We start from the raw sequence: 13,139 nt of genomic DNA, 5'->3' as shown, positions 1-13,139 counted from the left end.
CCCTGGCCGAGCAGGACCGGGACCAGGTGGATCTGCAGCTCGTCGAGGACGCCCGCGCCGAGTGCCAGCCGCGCGGTGCGGGCTCCGTGGACCAGCCGCTGTCGAGCAGGTTCTCCCCCGCCCGCTTCATGATCGTCTCGATCTCGGGGTCGGTGTGGCCGGCCGGGTAGGGCCAGTGCCAGCAGTGGCACATCAGCAGCCCGATGCCGCGGAGCCGGGCCTCCTCGACCGCCCAGCGCAGGGCCGCGTCGTTCTCCGCCGTCCCGTCGTATCCGAACAGGACGTGCGGCCAGTGCTTCCTCTCCTCGCCGTTCATGCCTGCCTCCCTCCTGCCAGTCTGCGCGCGGCCCGGCGCCGGCAGAAGAGGACGAAGGTCCCCCGGCCCCGATTCTTGGGAGCGGGCGGATATTTTGCCCGGCGATGACCGGTAGGGCCGTTACGCTCCGGCGGGGAGGTCCGCCGCCGTGACGCGGTACAGGACGTGGCGCTTCAGCCGGTGCCCGTCCGGCACGAGCGGGTGGTCGAAGTCGCCGGACGCGTCCCTGGTCATGCCGATGCGCTCCATGACCGCCTGGGACCGGACGTTGGCGGTGGCGGTGAACGAGACCACCTCCGCCAGCCCCAGGTCGTCGAAGGCGAACCGCAGCGCGCGGCGGGCGGCCTCGGACGCGTAGCCGCGGCCCCAGGCGGAGCGGGCGAGCCGCCAGCCGATCTCCACCGCCGGGGTGAAGTGGGCCTCGAAGCGCGGCACCGACAGGCCGGTGAAGCCGACGAACTCGCCCGTCCCGGCGGTCTCCAGCGCCCAGAACCCGAAGCCGCGCTCCCCGATGGCCGCGTCGACGCGGTCGATCATCGCGTCGCTCTCCGCGCGCGTGAGGGGCGCCGGGAAGTGCTCCATGACGGCCGGGTCGGCGTTCAGTTCGGCGAACGGCCCGCGGTCGCTCTCCCTCCAGCGGCGCAGGACGAGGCGGTCCGTGCGGAGTTCAGGTGTCACCGGGCGACCCTACCCGTCACGCGCCGGCCGCGTGGTCCCGGATCGCGGCGCAGGCGCGGGCCGCCATGGCGAGGAACATCGCGTCGCCGCGCTCGGTGGGCGTCCCGTAGGCGCAGCCCAGCACGATGATGAGCGGGGCCTGCGGGAGGGCGAAGCGGTAGTCGTCCCAGCAGAGGTCGAGGGGGTAGTCGCGCACGCCGTGGCCGAGGAGCGCCTCGTGGTAGCGGGCGACGAGGTCGCGTTCATGGGCGCGGCGGTCGGCGGCGCCGAGGGCGGTGGCCAGAAAGTAGGACAGGTCGCGTGCGGGCAGCCCGATCGCGAGGGTCTGCCAGTCGACGGTGAAGCCAGGGCGCGGTGATCATCGGGCGGCGAGCCACTCGTCCGGGAGGAGCCCGGCGACGTGCCGGAGCTGGTCGGGCGTGCCGATCGCGTCGAACGCGCCGGGATAGCCGGAGACGAGGTCGTCGGCGCGGAAGCGGACCAGCGCCGCCGGGTCCCAGCCGTTGACCCGGACCAGCAGGTCGCCGTAGCCCTGCAGGCAGGTGGCGAGGCGGCCGACGAGCTTGCGCAGCCGCGCCTCCTCGTCCAGGTGGTCGCCGACCGTGGCGAGCACCGACCACACGCGGACGGACGCGGGGTCGCGCCCGGCCTGGTCGGCGCCGCGCCGCACCGCCGCGACGGCCTCGGCGAGGGTCTCGTCGGTGAAGAAGGTGTGCCGGTGGCCGTCCGTGGACCGCCGGCCAGATCGCGCGGGCCGGCGTGACCGGCCGCCGCCCGGCGAGGGCAATACCGGGTCTCCTACCTTCCGGGATTCGGCCATGACCTCGCCAATGCCCTCGGCCACCGGCTTATCGATCATGACTTCCGGTAAGGGTGACCAGCGGAAATGGCGTCGGATTCGGCGAGTTCGGGGGCAGGCGATGGGCAACGGGCGGTACCGGCACGACGGGCAGGGGGAGCACTCGGGGACTGACGTGCTCTCCGCCGCCGAATACGCGGAGGAAACGCGCTACAACGCGAGCGGGGTCAGTTTCTGGGAAAGCTCGTGCGGATCGCCGGTCACGGGACTGGAACAGCACGTCTGCATGGGCCTGAACGCCTGCCGCGACTTCGACGTGGACCAGTCCGCCGACATGGCGGGGACCGGGAACTGCGCGACGGTGCGGCATGTCTGCCACGGCGAGGGCAACTGCCGCGGGCAGGGCGGCTGCGGCTACGCCGGCAGCGACGAGCAGCAGTGGCGGCCCGGCGAGCAGGCGTGCCGGTACAACGGCAGCTGCGCCGTCCCCATCAACGTCAGCCGCGTGTTCAGCGGCGGCCCCATGAAGGGCAAGAGCGTCTGGAAGCAGGCCCGGCGGCTGATGGAGGACCGCATGTACCGGGCCGGCCTGGCGTTCGGACCGGCGCCGGGCGAGGGCATCCCCGACGACATGATCCCCGACTACGACCTCGACGACGAGGAGATCCCGCCGCCGAAGCGGCCCTCGGGCGCACCGATTCTCGGCGGGATGGCGCCGGTCGGCGGCGAGCGGGTGGCAGACGGCCGGCCCCCGGCCGAGAAATGACAGGGGCCCGATCACTGGGATTCGGTGTCGGGCTCCGCACCCCGCATATGGGATATGTGCTCCGGCATGAGCCAGAAATGGGATTCTTCGAGGTGGTCTCGGAGAACTACATGGATTCCGCGGGGCGGCGCCGCCGCGACCTCGCCGAGGTCGCGGAACGGTACCCGATCGTGCTGCACGGGATCGCCCTGTCGATCGGCAGCACTGATCCGCTCGACTTCGGCTACCTGGCGCGGCTGCGGGCTCTCGCGGACTCGGTACGGGCCGTACTGGTGTCCGACCACGTGTGCTGGACGGGCGTCCTCGGCCGCAACACGCATGACCTGCTGCCGCTGCCGTTCACCGAGGAGGCGCTCGCGCACGTCGCGGCGCGGGTCCGGACCGTCCAGGACTTCCTGGGCCGCCGGCTGCTGCTGGAGAACCCGAGCACCTACGCGGGGTTCACCGCGTCCACGATGCCCGAGCAGGAGTTCCTGACCCGGCTCGCCGAGGACGCGGACTGCGGCCTGCTGCTGGACGTCAACAACGTCTACGTGTCGTCGGTGAACCACGGGTTCGACCCGACGGAGTACCTGCGCGCGCTGCCGTTCGACCGCGTCGGGCAGATCCACCTCGCCGGGCACGCCGACCACGGCGGGCACATCATCGACAGCCACGACGCACCGGTCGCCGACCCGGTCTGGGACCTGTACCGGACGGCGGTCGAGGCCGCCGGGGACGTTCCGACCCTGCTGGAGTGGGACGATCGCCTGCCCGCGTTCCCCGTCCTCGAGGCGGAGCTCGGCAAGGCGCGGCGGATCGCCGCGGCGGTACCGGCGCACCATGGGTGAGCTGGCGGAACTCCAGTCGTGGCTGCACGCGGCGATCCTCGATCCGGACGGCCCGGCCGCCGACGCCGGCGACGTCGTCACCGGCTCGTCGCTGCTGACCGCGCGGGAGCGGCTCGCGATCTACTGGCGCGGCTACCGGCTGCGGCTCCTGGAGACCATGCGCGGCCTGCATCCCGGCCTGGTGCACCTCCTGGGCCAGGACGTCTTCGACGGCTTCGCCATGGACTACCTCGACGCGCACCCGCCCCGCGCCTACTCGCTGTTCCGGCTGGACGAGGGGTTCGCCGCCCACCTCCGCGACACCCGCCCCGACGACGCCGGGCCCTGGTCGGACATGCTCATCGACATGGCCCGGTTCGAGCGGGCCATCACCGAGGCGACCGAGGCGCCGGGGACCGAGGAGGACGGCCCGCCCGGCGACCGCCTCAGGGCCGCGCCCTGCCTGCGCCTGCTGCGGCTGACCTGGCCGGCGAACGCGTACCTGGCGGCCGTGCGGCGCGGCGCCGAGCCGCCGCCGCCCGCGCCGCGCCCCGTCCACCTGGCCGTCGGCCGGCGCGACTACGCGCTCGTGGTGCGCGAACTCGGCGCCCACCCCTTCGCGGCGCTGGAGGCGATCGCCGCCGGGGCGCCCCCGGACGGTGCACCGGGCGCCTGGCTCCGGCACTGGACCGCACTCGGCTACCTGACCCGCGCCGAGCCGCCCGGCGCGGCGCACGACCCGGCCGGGACCGTTCCGGCCCCAACGGAAAGGACCATGCCACGATGACCCTCGCGAGCACCACGGAGATCGCGGAGCCGACGCCCGTAGCGGAGACCGATCCGACCAAGGAGATCACCTCGGTCGCCGAGCTGGCCCGGCACCTCCACGCCGCCGCGCAGGTGGAGATGTCCACGATCCCGCTCTACCTGTTCGCGCTGTACTCCCTCAGGGTCGGCGGCCATTCCCAGTGGTCGGCCCCGCGCGGCGTCCTGCGCACGATGACGGGGATCGCCATCGAGGAGATGCTGCACCTCGCGCTGGTGCGCAACCTCATGGTCGCCATCGGGCACGGGGACGACATCCGGTTCTACGACCGGGCCTTCCTGCCGTCCTACTCCAGTTACATGCTGCACCGGTACAACCCCAAGGACGAGGAGGGCGCCAGGATCGTCCTCGAACTGAAGCGGCTGTCGAAGAAGCACGTCGGCTCGTTCCGCAGGGTCGAGATGCCCGACAACGTCGACAAGACGGCCACCACGTTCCGGGCGCATGACACCGACCCCCTGCAGTACACCAGCCTCGGCGCCTTCTACCGCGCGATCGAGCTGGGCTTCAGGAGCCTCGACGGCAAGATCGAATGGGCGATCCCGGACGTCCGCAAGCAGTACAAGCGGGGGTTCTGGAACGAGTACGGCAACTTCAAGCCGATCCGCGTCTACGACCAGGCGACGGCGAAGCAGGCGCTGGACCTGATCATCGAACAGGGCGAGGGGACGGTCCGGGAGCACGAGCGCATCGAGGTCGGGCGCGGTGTCGACGACTACACCCACTACCAGAAGTTCCTGCGGATCGAGCAGGGCGTGGAGGGCATCGGTGCGGGCGACGGGACCCCGGACAAGGAGATCGACCTCGACGACCCGCTGATGACCTGGCCGGTCGTGTCCAACCCGAAGATCGAGGAGTTCACCGACCAGCCCGCCGTCCACAGCCTGATGGAGCTGTTCAACGCCGCCTTCTGCTACACGCTGTGCCTGCTGGACGAGACTTACCGGCACACCACCCGAGACGTCCGGACGGTGAAGGTCCCCGGCACCCTCCGCGAGGAGAAGTACAGCCGCCGCTACGGCCTGGAGCGCAACGGCATCGCGGCCATGCAAGGCGTCCTCTACCCCATCGCGCAGGCCCTCGTCAGCACGCCGATCGAGGGCGACGGGGAGAGGCGGAACGCCGCGCCGTCCTTCCAGTTCTTCGACTTCGACGCCCGGCCGGACGTGCCGAAGAAGACCCAGCTCGCGCAGTTGTGCGACAAGGCCGTCCAGCACTGCCCGCAACTCGGCGGCCCGGACGGCGTCAGCCGCCAGATCTCGCTCCTCACCGAGGTGTGAGCGCGGGCCGCGCCACCGGACGTCAGGACGCGCGGCGGCGGGGCCCGCGCCCCTGACCGCGCGCCTGACCCTGACCGCGCGCCTGACCCTGACCGCGTCCCTGGCCCTGCCCGCGTCCCTGGCCCTGCCCGCGCGCCTGGCTCTGGCCGGTGGCCCGGGCGGTGCCGTTCTGGGCGCGGTCGCGCGGCTTGCGCGCGGGCGCCGCCGCCGGTGCGGGGGCGGGCGCCGGGGTGCGCGCGCCGGTGATCCGGGACAGTTCGGAGTCGCCGGGCCGGACGCTGGTCGTCACCGGGGTGATGCCGGCCTTGGCCATCAGGGCGTCCATCTCGCGCCGCTGGTCGGGCAGGACGAGCGTGACCACCGTGCCGGTGCGCCCGGCGCGGGCGGTGCGCCCGCCCCGGTGCAGGTAGTCCTTGTGGTCGGCGGGCGGGTCGACGTTCACGACGAGGTCGAGGTCGTCGATGTGGATGCCGCGGGCGGCGACGTTGGTGGCCACGAGCACGGTGACGTCCGAGGCGTGGAAGGCGTCCAGCGCCCGGTTGCGCTGCGACTGCGTCTTGCCGCCGTGCAGGGCCGCGGCGCGGACGCCGCGGGTGGTCAGCTTGCGGACGAGCCGGTCGGCGACGTGCTTCTTGCCCACGAACATGATCACGCGTTCGGCGCGGGAGGCGATGTGCGCGGTCGTCTCGTGCTTGTCGGTGTCGGCGACGTGCAGCAGGTGGTGCTCCATCGCGGTGACCGCGGCGGCGGGCGGGTCGACCGAGTGGGTCACCGGGTCGGCGAGGAACCGGCGGACGAGCCGGTCCACGTCGCCGTCGAGCGTCGCGGAGAACAGCATCCGCTGGCCGCCGGGCGGGGTCTGCTCCAGCAGCCGGGTGACCTGCGGCAGGAACCCCATGTCGGTCATCTGGTCGGCCTCGTCCAGCACGGTCGCCGCCACCTCGCCGAGCCGGCAGTCGCCGCGCTCGATCAGGTCGGCGAGCCGTCCGGGCGTGGCGATCAGGACGTCCACGCCGGCGGCGAGGGCCTGCGCCTGGCGGGTGATCCCGAGACCGCCCACGACGGTCGCGAGCCGCAGCCCCACGGCGTCGGCGTACGGGGTGAGCGCGGCGGTGACCTGCTGCGCGAGTTCCCGCGTGGGGACCAGGACCAGGGCGAGCGGCGCACGCGGCCGGGCGCGGTGCCCGGCGGTGCGGGCGAGCACGGCCAGCCCGAACGCGAGGGTCTTGCCGGAGCCGGTGCGGCCCCGGCCGAGGACGTCCCGTCCGGCGAGGGCGTTCGGCAGGCTCGCGGCCTGGATGGGGAACGGCGCCGTCACTCCCTGGCGCGCCAGCTCCGCCAGGAGCGGCGCCGGGAGCGGAAGGTCGGCGAACGACTCGACCGCGGGCAGCGGCGGAGTCGAGGGCTTCGGTGCGGGCGCGGTCTTCGGCGCGGGCGCGGCGTCCTGCCGCTGGGCCGGACGGCGCCGGCCGCCGCCGCGGCGGGGCCGGGAGGCGGAGCGTTCTCGGGGCGCGGGTGACATGGGAGGGCCTTCCTCGAAGACGGTGCGTGTCGAGGAAGTCCTCCGCCGCGCGGAAGCGCGGCCAGGGGCCGGACGAACAGCTCTCAAGACGAACCTGGTGGAACCCGCGGTGCCGCGGGCGGAGCCGGAGGGAGCCCCTCCGGGGGCGGCGCCCCCGAAGGGGCGCCTCGCGCGGCGGACGGGCCCCGGGAGGCCGTCCGCCGCGCGGCCGGCGGTCAGGCCGGGACGATGTTCTCGGCCTGCAGGCCCTTCTGGCCCTGCGTGACGTCGAAGGACACCTTCTGGCCCTCCTGCAGCTCACGGAAGCCCTGGGCCGCGATGTTGGAGTAGTGGGCGAAGACGTCGGCGCCGCCGCCGTCCTGCTCGATGAAGCCGAAGCCCTTTTCCGCGTTGAACCACTTGACGGTACCGGTGGCCATGTCGATCTCCTCTGCTCGGTCCCGTTCGCGCACCGTGCGCGAGCGGGGACGTCGCGATGGCCCATCCGGAAGATCCAGAACAACAAAAAATGCGCCTGCTGAAGTTGATCCGCAGGCGCATGCACATGTCTTGGGAACCGCAACTACACCGACCGTACCACATGCCCGGAGGGCGTCTCCTGAATCAAGGATTCACTGTGATTTCGATATCAGCTTACGAACAGCCCCCCGTCATCGTCCTGGCGAGCGCATACTTGCAGGTGATGAAACCCACCGAACCAGCCAGACGGCGACACCTGCCCACCAGTCCCTTCAAGCCCCCGCCCGCCGCGCCGCCCGCGAAGGTCTTCGCTCCTGACGACCGGGTGACGCACGACAAGTACGGCCTCGGCACCATCCTGGAAGTCCACGACGGCCGCTCGGTCCTCGTCGACTTCGGGACGCAGAAGGTGAAGATCCTGGCTCCCTTCGCCAAGCTCTTCAAGCTCTGACCCGCCCCGGCCCGCCCGGGCGGCGCGCACCGCGCCCACCGGGCCCGGCACCATGCCCCGATCCGGTGAGTGCCCCACCGGGCGGTGAGAGGCGCACGCGGCGCTCGGTGCGCCGGCGGACCCGACGGCGGTGCACGGCCCGGTGCACCGGCGATCACGGACGGCGGTCGCCGGGCGTGAACTCCAGGTAGGCGGTCTCGCCGGGACGCACGCCGATGATCCGCCGGTAGAGGCGACGCGCCATGCCGAACCGTCCGGCGAGGATCCGCTCGGCGCGCTCGGCGTCGCCGCCCTCCAGGATCCGCGCGGCCGCCGCCACGGCCGGGCCGACGGGCCTGCCGCGCACGGTCGCCGGCGCCACGAGGGCGCGGGGGTCGCGGCGGATCCGCTTGACCTTCCCGGAGTCGGGCGCGGTGCTCGCCAGCAGGCGCCCGTCCTGCATGACGCACGACAGCGGGGTGGGCACCGCGGTCCCGTCGCGGCGGAACGTCACGACCAGGACGGTCCCGTGCCCGCGCAGCCCCGCGAAGCGGGACGCCTGCGCCGCGTCCACCCGTCGCGCCGAGGAGTGCCGGACGCGGTCGAGTGCCCAGTACACGGGCGTCCAGCGCCGCACCGCCACAGCAGCCCCCGTTCCCGCACCGCCCCTCGCGCGGCACGCCGTCGCGTCGACGCTGGCCTGATCCCGATGATTCTCGGGTTCGGGGAAAGTCTCCTCTCCAGGACGCGACGGAAGGAAGAGCTGTGGCCAAGCTGCTGTACTCGGCGACGATGTCGCTCGACGGCTTCATCGCCGGGCCGGGCGGGGACATATCCTGGCTGACCGAGCACCTCGGCGAACCGAACCCGACCGCCGAGCACCTGCTCCAGCAGATCGGCGCCCTTCTCGTCGGCAACCGCACCTTCGGCGGCGACGACCCGAACAAGGGCACCGACAAGGAAGGCGCGTTCGGCGGCCGGTACGAGGGGCCGGTGGTCGTCCTGACGCACCGGCCGCCCGCCGAGCCCGTGCCGGGCGTCACGTTCGCCGGCGACCTCGGGACGGCGGTCGCGGAGGCCAAGGCCGCCGCCGGGGACCGCTACGTCAACGTCCTGGGCGCGGACGTCGCCAGGCAGTGCATCGAAGCGAAGGTGTTGGACGAGGTGCTCGTCTTCGTCGCCCCGGTGCTCCTCGGGGACGGGGTGCCGCTGTTCGACAACCCCGGCGGCGAGCAGGTGCGGCTGGAGCCGCTCGCGGGCGAGTCCGCGCACTGGTACCGCGTCGCGTATTGACGTCCCGGCGCCGCTACCGCGCCGCGAGGCCACGCAGGGCGAGCTCCACGTGATGCCCGACCGCGTCGGGTTCGGAGTCGGGGATCAGCGGCGCGATGCGGACGAGCCCGAGCAGTTGGTAGGCGATGTCGCGGGCGGTCACGTCAGGGGCGAGGGTGCGGTCGGTGGTGCGGGAGCGGTCGACGGCCTCCTGGCCGACCCTGGTGAGGTGCTCGATGCACCGCCGGAGGTCCTCGTCCGCCGGCGACCCGGCGGTGAGCAGGTCGAGCATCGCCTGGTTGCCGGTGAGCCGGGCCATCGCCGCGGTGAAGAACGCGCGGAGGGCGGCGATCGCGGGCATGCCCTCGGGGAGGGACGCCTCGGCGAGGTCGGCGGGATCGGTGCCCGTCACGGCGTGGACGAGGTGCTCGCGGGTGGGGAAATGCCGGTAGAGGGTGCCGACGCCGACCCCGGCCGCCGCCGCGACGGCGCGCATGTCCACGGCCATGCCGCGCTCCCGGAAGGCGTGCTCCGCCGCCGCCAGGATCCGCTCCCTGTTCTCGACGGCGTCCCGCCGCCGCCTCCGATCCGCTGCCACCCCCACACCCTAGCGATCCGGAACACGTGTTCTGGTTAGTGCCAGCCTCAAGCGGAACATATGTTCCGGAACAGTGGGGGGCGGGCAGTGCGGACGATCGTGATCACGGGCGGCACCGACGGCATGGGAGCGGCCCTGGCGCGCCACTACCTGGAGGCGGGCGACCGCGTCGTGGTGGTCGGTCGGAGCCGCGTCAAGTTCGACGCGCTGGTCACCGGCGCGGCGGGCGGCGACCTCGCGGCGCGGGCGGAGTTCGTCGCGGCCGACCTGTCGTCGGTCGCCGAGAGCCGCCGCGTGGTCGAGCACCTGCGGGCCGGTTACGAGCGGATCGACGCGCTGGTCCTCGCGGCATCGTTCGTCCGGCAGCGCCGGCACACCACGGCCGAGGGGCGCGAGGCGTCATGGGTGCTGTTCTTCGTGTCCAAGTTCGTGTTCGTGACCGGTCTCGCCGCGCAGCTCGGCGCGGCCGACCGTCCGGTCATCGTGAACACCGCCGTTCCCGGCGCGCGGGCGGACGCCATCGACTTCGACGACCTTGAGATGACGGAGGGGTTCACGTTCGCGCGGTCCAACGCACAGCAGCGCCGGGCCAACGAGCTGCTCGGCATCCTCGCGACCGACGCGAACCCGGGCCTGGCCTACGTGACGTGGGGTCCCGCGCGGATCGTCCGGTCGAGCTTCGCGGGCGACGTCGGGACGGCCATGAAGGTCGGCGCCGCGGTCCTCGGGAAGCTGCTCGGCCAGCGCCCCGATGCCGCCGTCCGCCCGATCATCGGCATCATCGACGCCCCGTCCCCGGGAAGGGCCGCCTTCCGTGGTGCGAAGAGGCGCCCGCTCACCATCGGGGGCCATGACGAGAAGGACGCCGCACGCCTGGCGGCGGCGGTCGAGAACGGCCTCTGACCCGACCGTCGAGTGCCGCGTCGGCAACGCCGTCGCGACGCGCGAGCACGACGACTTCACGCTGGTCAATGATCTAGAAAGCGAGCGAGCCCGTGCGGAGGTCTCACGCACGGAGCCCCCGGCCCGTGACTTCCAGTCGGGCCGAGGGCTCTGGGTCTTTCGGGGGCACAGGCCAGGTCGAGGCCGCCGGTGTTGATCTGCGTTACGAACGCCCACCACGTGGACGGACCGAACACCCGCTTCGGCCCGTTCGGTTGGGCGAAGGCTCTGGGTCGTTCAGGGCTCAGGCCAGATCGAGGCCGCCGGTCTTCACTCGCGACGCGAACGCTCGCCACGCGTCCGAACCCAAGACCAACTTCGGCCCGTCCGGGTCCTTGGAATCCCGCACCGCCACCGCCGCCGCCAAATCGGCCACCTCCACGCACTGGTCCCCGGTGCCCGTACTACGGCTGCTCTTACGCCACTGCTCATTGATGGGGCTCACAGCCGCAACCTCCACGCACTCCGCCCCCGATGAGTCGCTGTGGCTGCTCTTCTGCCACTGCGCAAGCTTCACCGCCGCGACTGAGCCGACTTCCACGCAGGAGCCCCCAGAAGAATCGCTGTGACTGCTCTTGCGCCAGCGGGTGACGTCAACGTCCCACATCTTCACAACTCCTCGATGACTCTTCTGATGAGGCGCTCTGACTCTTCGGCCGGCAACGCCGACGCTCTCACTTGATCGAAGACTACGACAAGCTCCTCAACATCATGCGAGCCTTCGATCAACCGGCCGTGGCCGCCGGCCGCATCGGCGAAGGCAACGTCTGGACGGTCGGCAAAGCTCAGGAGGATGATCTCACCCGCCTGGAAGACGGGCGCACCGGCTGGGACGACCTGAAGCGTGACGTGAGGCAGTTGAGCCAGGTCGAGAAGGTACTCAAGCTGCCCGCGCATCACCTCCGGCCCCGCTGCGATGCTCCTGACGGCGATCTCGCTAAGCATGATCAGCAACCAGGGCGGCTGCTCCTTCTCCAAGATCGCTCGTCTCGCCATCCTCGCGGCTAGGAGTTCTTCCACCTTCTCTTTCCGGTGTCCCACTTCGAGCACCTTGCTGGCGTACTCCTCCGTCTGGAGCAGGCCGGGGATGAGCAGCGGTTCGAAGATACGCATGTAGGTCGCGTCCGGCTCGATCTCGATGAAGGGACGGAACCCTGGCGGCACGACCTGGATGCGTTCCAGCTGCTGGTTCCACTTCCACATGCGGTGGAACACCCCGTTTGTCTCGAAGAAGGAGTCGCAGTCGTTGGCGAAGTCTTCGGAGGGCGCACTCTTGCCTGACTCGATCTGCCCGATCCACTGGGGCGTGTAACCGAGCTTCTCCGCAAGCTGAGGGCGAGACAAACCGGGCGCTTCCCGATAAGTTCGCAATTCCACACCGAAGTACTCGGTCGGCGAGGACGGGATGCCGGGATCGCGGGGACGACGGGGCACGAGAACCTCCGGGGATTCGAAAGCGGGGGCTACTTTCTAACAAAGCCCGAGGACTTCCATCCGTGGGCTTCTTGCTCTTCCAGAAGATAACCCGATCACAGGAAGATTGGGAGCGGTAACGGAGAGAAATCGCACCGAAAGTTCAAACGATCATGGACACCCCCGTCAACCCCGCTGACCAGGCGTTGGCCCGGCTCTGCAAGGACTTCCAGGGCCACCGAATCTGGCGTGCGACACGCTACGACGGAATGCTCGGCGACTGGGTCGCCACTCTGCACGACCCTAAGGCCGGTGTAGATCCGACCGTTGTACGTAACACCGCAGAAGAACTCCGTAGGGCGCTCCTAGACGAACTCAGTCGCGCGTCCATCCACCGGAGCTCCGAACCCACTAAGTGGGTGCAATGGTAATGCGGTGGATCGAACCGAAGAATCTGAACGCCGGCGCACCGACTTCTTCTATTACGGTCCACCTTGACCGACTTGCCCAAGAAGTCATTCGCGAAGGATGGAAGGCCGTCCCGCGCTACGACGGCCCGCACCCGCTCCTACGCGTGTTCGACCCGGCCGTCCCGGACTTCGGGGAGAGCATCACGCTCGTCCCCGGAGGAACGCCCGGCATCTGGTGGTACCGGTCGAGCGCGGGCGAGGACCTTGCTCCGCACACCAAGCCGGTCCACGCGGCCGAGCAGATCACCCGGATCCTCACCCCGTACGTGGCCGCCGTCCTCGCGGCCAAGACCCACCGGCGCGAGACCACCGGCGAGCAGCGCGCCCTCCCCCGCCCCCACCCGGACCAGCCCCACGCGAAGACCATCGCGGATCTGCAAGACCGCTCCGGCGTCATCTGCTGGTGGGGCTCTCACACGGAGGAGTGGTGGGCGCTCGTCCCCGGCGGGACGCAATGGCAGATCGTCAGCGCCCCTGACCCCGAATCCCTCATCGAGACCATCGCCAACGCCCGCGCCCGCCGCTGACCCACAAGCCGCCGCGCGGCGGTGGAGGTTCC

At 71.5% G+C, this 13,139-nt stretch carries 18 protein-coding genes; 8 read left to right on the top strand and 10 right to left on the bottom strand.

Annotated elements, in window-relative coordinates; all coding sequences use genetic code 11:
* From AB0K34_RS36270 to AB0K34_RS36255, 4 genes are all read right to left on the bottom strand, one after another.
* On the bottom strand, positions 1-316 hold a 316-nt coding region (locus AB0K34_RS36270; RefSeq protein ID WP_364553334.1), incomplete at its 3' end, for a universal stress protein.
* 120 nt (positions 317-436) lie between these two features.
* The gene (locus tag AB0K34_RS36265) at positions 437-994 is read right to left on the bottom strand and encodes a GNAT family N-acetyltransferase (RefSeq protein ID WP_138640321.1); all 558 of its coding nucleotides are present in this window, start codon (positions 992-994) and stop codon (positions 437-439) included.
* Between the two features lie 16 nt (positions 995-1,010).
* Positions 1,011-1,277 carry a hypothetical protein gene (locus tag AB0K34_RS36260; RefSeq protein WP_240808387.1) on the bottom strand — a complete coding sequence of 89 codons (267 nt, stop codon included), beginning with the start codon at positions 1,275-1,277 and terminating at the stop codon, positions 1,011-1,013.
* 75 nt (positions 1,278-1,352) lie between these two features.
* Complete coding sequence (locus tag AB0K34_RS36255; protein WP_205719555.1) at positions 1,353-1,853, bottom strand: LLM class flavin-dependent oxidoreductase; 501 nt, start codon at positions 1,851-1,853, stop codon at positions 1,353-1,355.
* 61 nt (positions 1,854-1,914) lie between these two features.
* On the opposite strand from AB0K34_RS36255, the gene AB0K34_RS36250 reads away from it, so the two are divergent.
* From AB0K34_RS36250 to AB0K34_RS36235, 4 genes are read left to right on the top strand one after another with little or no spacing between them, the layout of a single operon-like run.
* On the top strand, positions 1,915-2,559 hold the full coding sequence (locus tag AB0K34_RS36250; protein ID WP_138640319.1) for a hypothetical protein: 645 nt from the start codon (positions 1,915-1,917) through the stop codon (positions 2,557-2,559).
* Positions 2,556-3,389 (top strand): DUF692 domain-containing protein, encoded by an 834-nt coding sequence (locus tag AB0K34_RS36245; RefSeq protein WP_138640318.1) that lies wholly within the window; start codon positions 2,556-2,558, stop codon positions 3,387-3,389. Before AB0K34_RS36250 ends, AB0K34_RS36245 begins: the two co-directional genes overlap by 4 nt.
* Positions 3,382-4,155, top strand: coding sequence for a DNA-binding domain-containing protein (locus tag AB0K34_RS36240; protein ID WP_138640317.1), 774 nt, complete (start codon positions 3,382-3,384; stop codon positions 4,153-4,155). The genes AB0K34_RS36245 and AB0K34_RS36240 overlap by 8 nt, the downstream gene beginning before the upstream one ends.
* Entirely contained in the window at positions 4,152-5,474 is a 1,323-nt protein-coding gene (locus AB0K34_RS36235; RefSeq protein WP_138640316.1) for a ferritin-like protein, read from the top strand. Before AB0K34_RS36240 ends, AB0K34_RS36235 begins: the two co-directional genes overlap by 4 nt.
* Positions 5,475-5,496: 22 nt before the next feature.
* On the opposite strand, the gene AB0K34_RS36230 is transcribed toward AB0K34_RS36235, so the two are convergent.
* Positions 5,497-6,996: a DEAD/DEAH box helicase gene (locus AB0K34_RS36230; RefSeq protein ID WP_138640315.1), complete on the bottom strand. Its 1,500-nt coding sequence runs from the start codon at positions 6,994-6,996 to the stop codon at positions 5,497-5,499.
* Positions 6,997-7,211: 215 nt separating this feature from the next.
* On the bottom strand, positions 7,212-7,415 hold the full coding sequence (locus AB0K34_RS36225; RefSeq protein WP_067460243.1) for a cold-shock protein: 204 nt from the start codon (positions 7,413-7,415) through the stop codon (positions 7,212-7,214).
* A gap of 263 nt (positions 7,416-7,678) precedes the next feature.
* Between AB0K34_RS36225 and AB0K34_RS36220 the strand changes: the two genes are divergently transcribed.
* Entirely contained in the window at positions 7,679-7,906 is a 228-nt protein-coding gene (locus AB0K34_RS36220; protein ID WP_138640314.1) for a hypothetical protein, read from the top strand.
* A 154-nt stretch (positions 7,907-8,060) separates the two neighbouring features.
* Here the strand turns inward: AB0K34_RS36220 and AB0K34_RS36215 are convergent, their stop codons facing one another.
* Entirely contained in the window at positions 8,061-8,528 is a 468-nt protein-coding gene (locus AB0K34_RS36215) for a PPOX class F420-dependent oxidoreductase (protein WP_138641927.1), read from the bottom strand.
* A 122-nt stretch (positions 8,529-8,650) separates the two neighbouring features.
* Here AB0K34_RS36215 and AB0K34_RS36210 point away from each other — a divergent pair, with 122 nt between their 5' ends.
* Positions 8,651-9,178, top strand: coding sequence for a dihydrofolate reductase family protein (locus tag AB0K34_RS36210; protein ID WP_138641928.1), 528 nt, complete (start codon positions 8,651-8,653; stop codon positions 9,176-9,178).
* A gap of 13 nt (positions 9,179-9,191) precedes the next feature.
* On the opposite strand, the gene AB0K34_RS36205 is transcribed toward AB0K34_RS36210, so the two are convergent.
* On the bottom strand, positions 9,192-9,755 hold the full coding sequence (locus AB0K34_RS36205; protein WP_205719721.1) for a TetR family transcriptional regulator: 564 nt from the start codon (positions 9,753-9,755) through the stop codon (positions 9,192-9,194).
* 87 nt (positions 9,756-9,842) lie between these two features.
* On the opposite strand from AB0K34_RS36205, the gene AB0K34_RS36200 reads away from it, so the two are divergent.
* Positions 9,843-10,658 carry an SDR family NAD(P)-dependent oxidoreductase gene (locus AB0K34_RS36200; RefSeq protein ID WP_171069492.1) on the top strand — a complete coding sequence of 272 codons (816 nt, stop codon included), beginning with the start codon at positions 9,843-9,845 and terminating at the stop codon, positions 10,656-10,658.
* A 283-nt stretch (positions 10,659-10,941) separates the two neighbouring features.
* On the opposite strand, the gene AB0K34_RS36195 is transcribed toward AB0K34_RS36200, so the two are convergent.
* Both AB0K34_RS36195 and AB0K34_RS36190 read right to left on the bottom strand, forming a co-directional pair.
* Entirely contained in the window at positions 10,942-11,304 is a 363-nt protein-coding gene (locus tag AB0K34_RS36195) for a DUF397 domain-containing protein (RefSeq protein WP_138641930.1), read from the bottom strand.
* Between the two features lie 2 nt (positions 11,305-11,306).
* Positions 11,307-12,131 (bottom strand): helix-turn-helix transcriptional regulator, encoded by an 825-nt coding sequence (locus tag AB0K34_RS36190; RefSeq protein ID WP_138641931.1) that lies wholly within the window; start codon positions 12,129-12,131, stop codon positions 11,307-11,309.
* A gap of 553 nt (positions 12,132-12,684) precedes the next feature.
* Between AB0K34_RS36190 and AB0K34_RS36185 the strand changes: the two genes are divergently transcribed.
* Positions 12,685-13,107: a hypothetical protein gene (locus tag AB0K34_RS36185; protein ID WP_364553333.1), complete on the top strand. Its 423-nt coding sequence runs from the start codon at positions 12,685-12,687 to the stop codon at positions 13,105-13,107.
* Positions 13,108-13,139 lie beyond the last annotated feature (32 nt).

This window comes from Actinomadura sp. NPDC049382 (genome assembly GCF_040677125.1).
Classification (GTDB): Bacteria; Actinomycetota; Actinomycetes; order Streptosporangiales; family Streptosporangiaceae; genus Spirillospora; species Spirillospora geliboluensis.
Note: the sequence above shows the minus strand (reverse complement) of the source record. Positions and strands in the feature narration are given on the sequence as shown.

Coding starts and splice junctions, on each gene's coding strand:
- AB0K34_RS36230 (WP_138640315.1), bottom strand. CDS start 6,996: ATGTCACCCGCGCCCCGAGAACGCTCCGCCTCCCGGCCCCGCCGCGGC.
- AB0K34_RS36195 (WP_138641930.1), bottom strand. CDS start 11,304: ATGTGGGACGTTGACGTCACCCGCTGGCGCAAGAGCAGTCACAGCGAT.
- AB0K34_RS36235 (WP_138640316.1), top strand. CDS start 4,152: ATGACCCTCGCGAGCACCACGGAGATCGCGGAGCCGACGCCCGTAGCG.
- AB0K34_RS36240 (WP_138640317.1), top strand. CDS start 3,382: ATGGGTGAGCTGGCGGAACTCCAGTCGTGGCTGCACGCGGCGATCCTC.
- AB0K34_RS36245 (WP_138640318.1), top strand. CDS start 2,556: ATGACAGGGGCCCGATCACTGGGATTCGGTGTCGGGCTCCGCACCCCG.
- AB0K34_RS36225 (WP_067460243.1), bottom strand. CDS start 7,415: ATGGCCACCGGTACCGTCAAGTGGTTCAACGCGGAAAAGGGCTTCGGC.
- AB0K34_RS36250 (WP_138640319.1), top strand. CDS start 1,915: ATGGGCAACGGGCGGTACCGGCACGACGGGCAGGGGGAGCACTCGGGG.
- AB0K34_RS36220 (WP_138640314.1), top strand. CDS start 7,679: ATGAAACCCACCGAACCAGCCAGACGGCGACACCTGCCCACCAGTCCC.
- AB0K34_RS36255 (WP_205719555.1), bottom strand. CDS start 1,853: ATGATCGATAAGCCGGTGGCCGAGGGCATTGGCGAGGTCATGGCCGAA.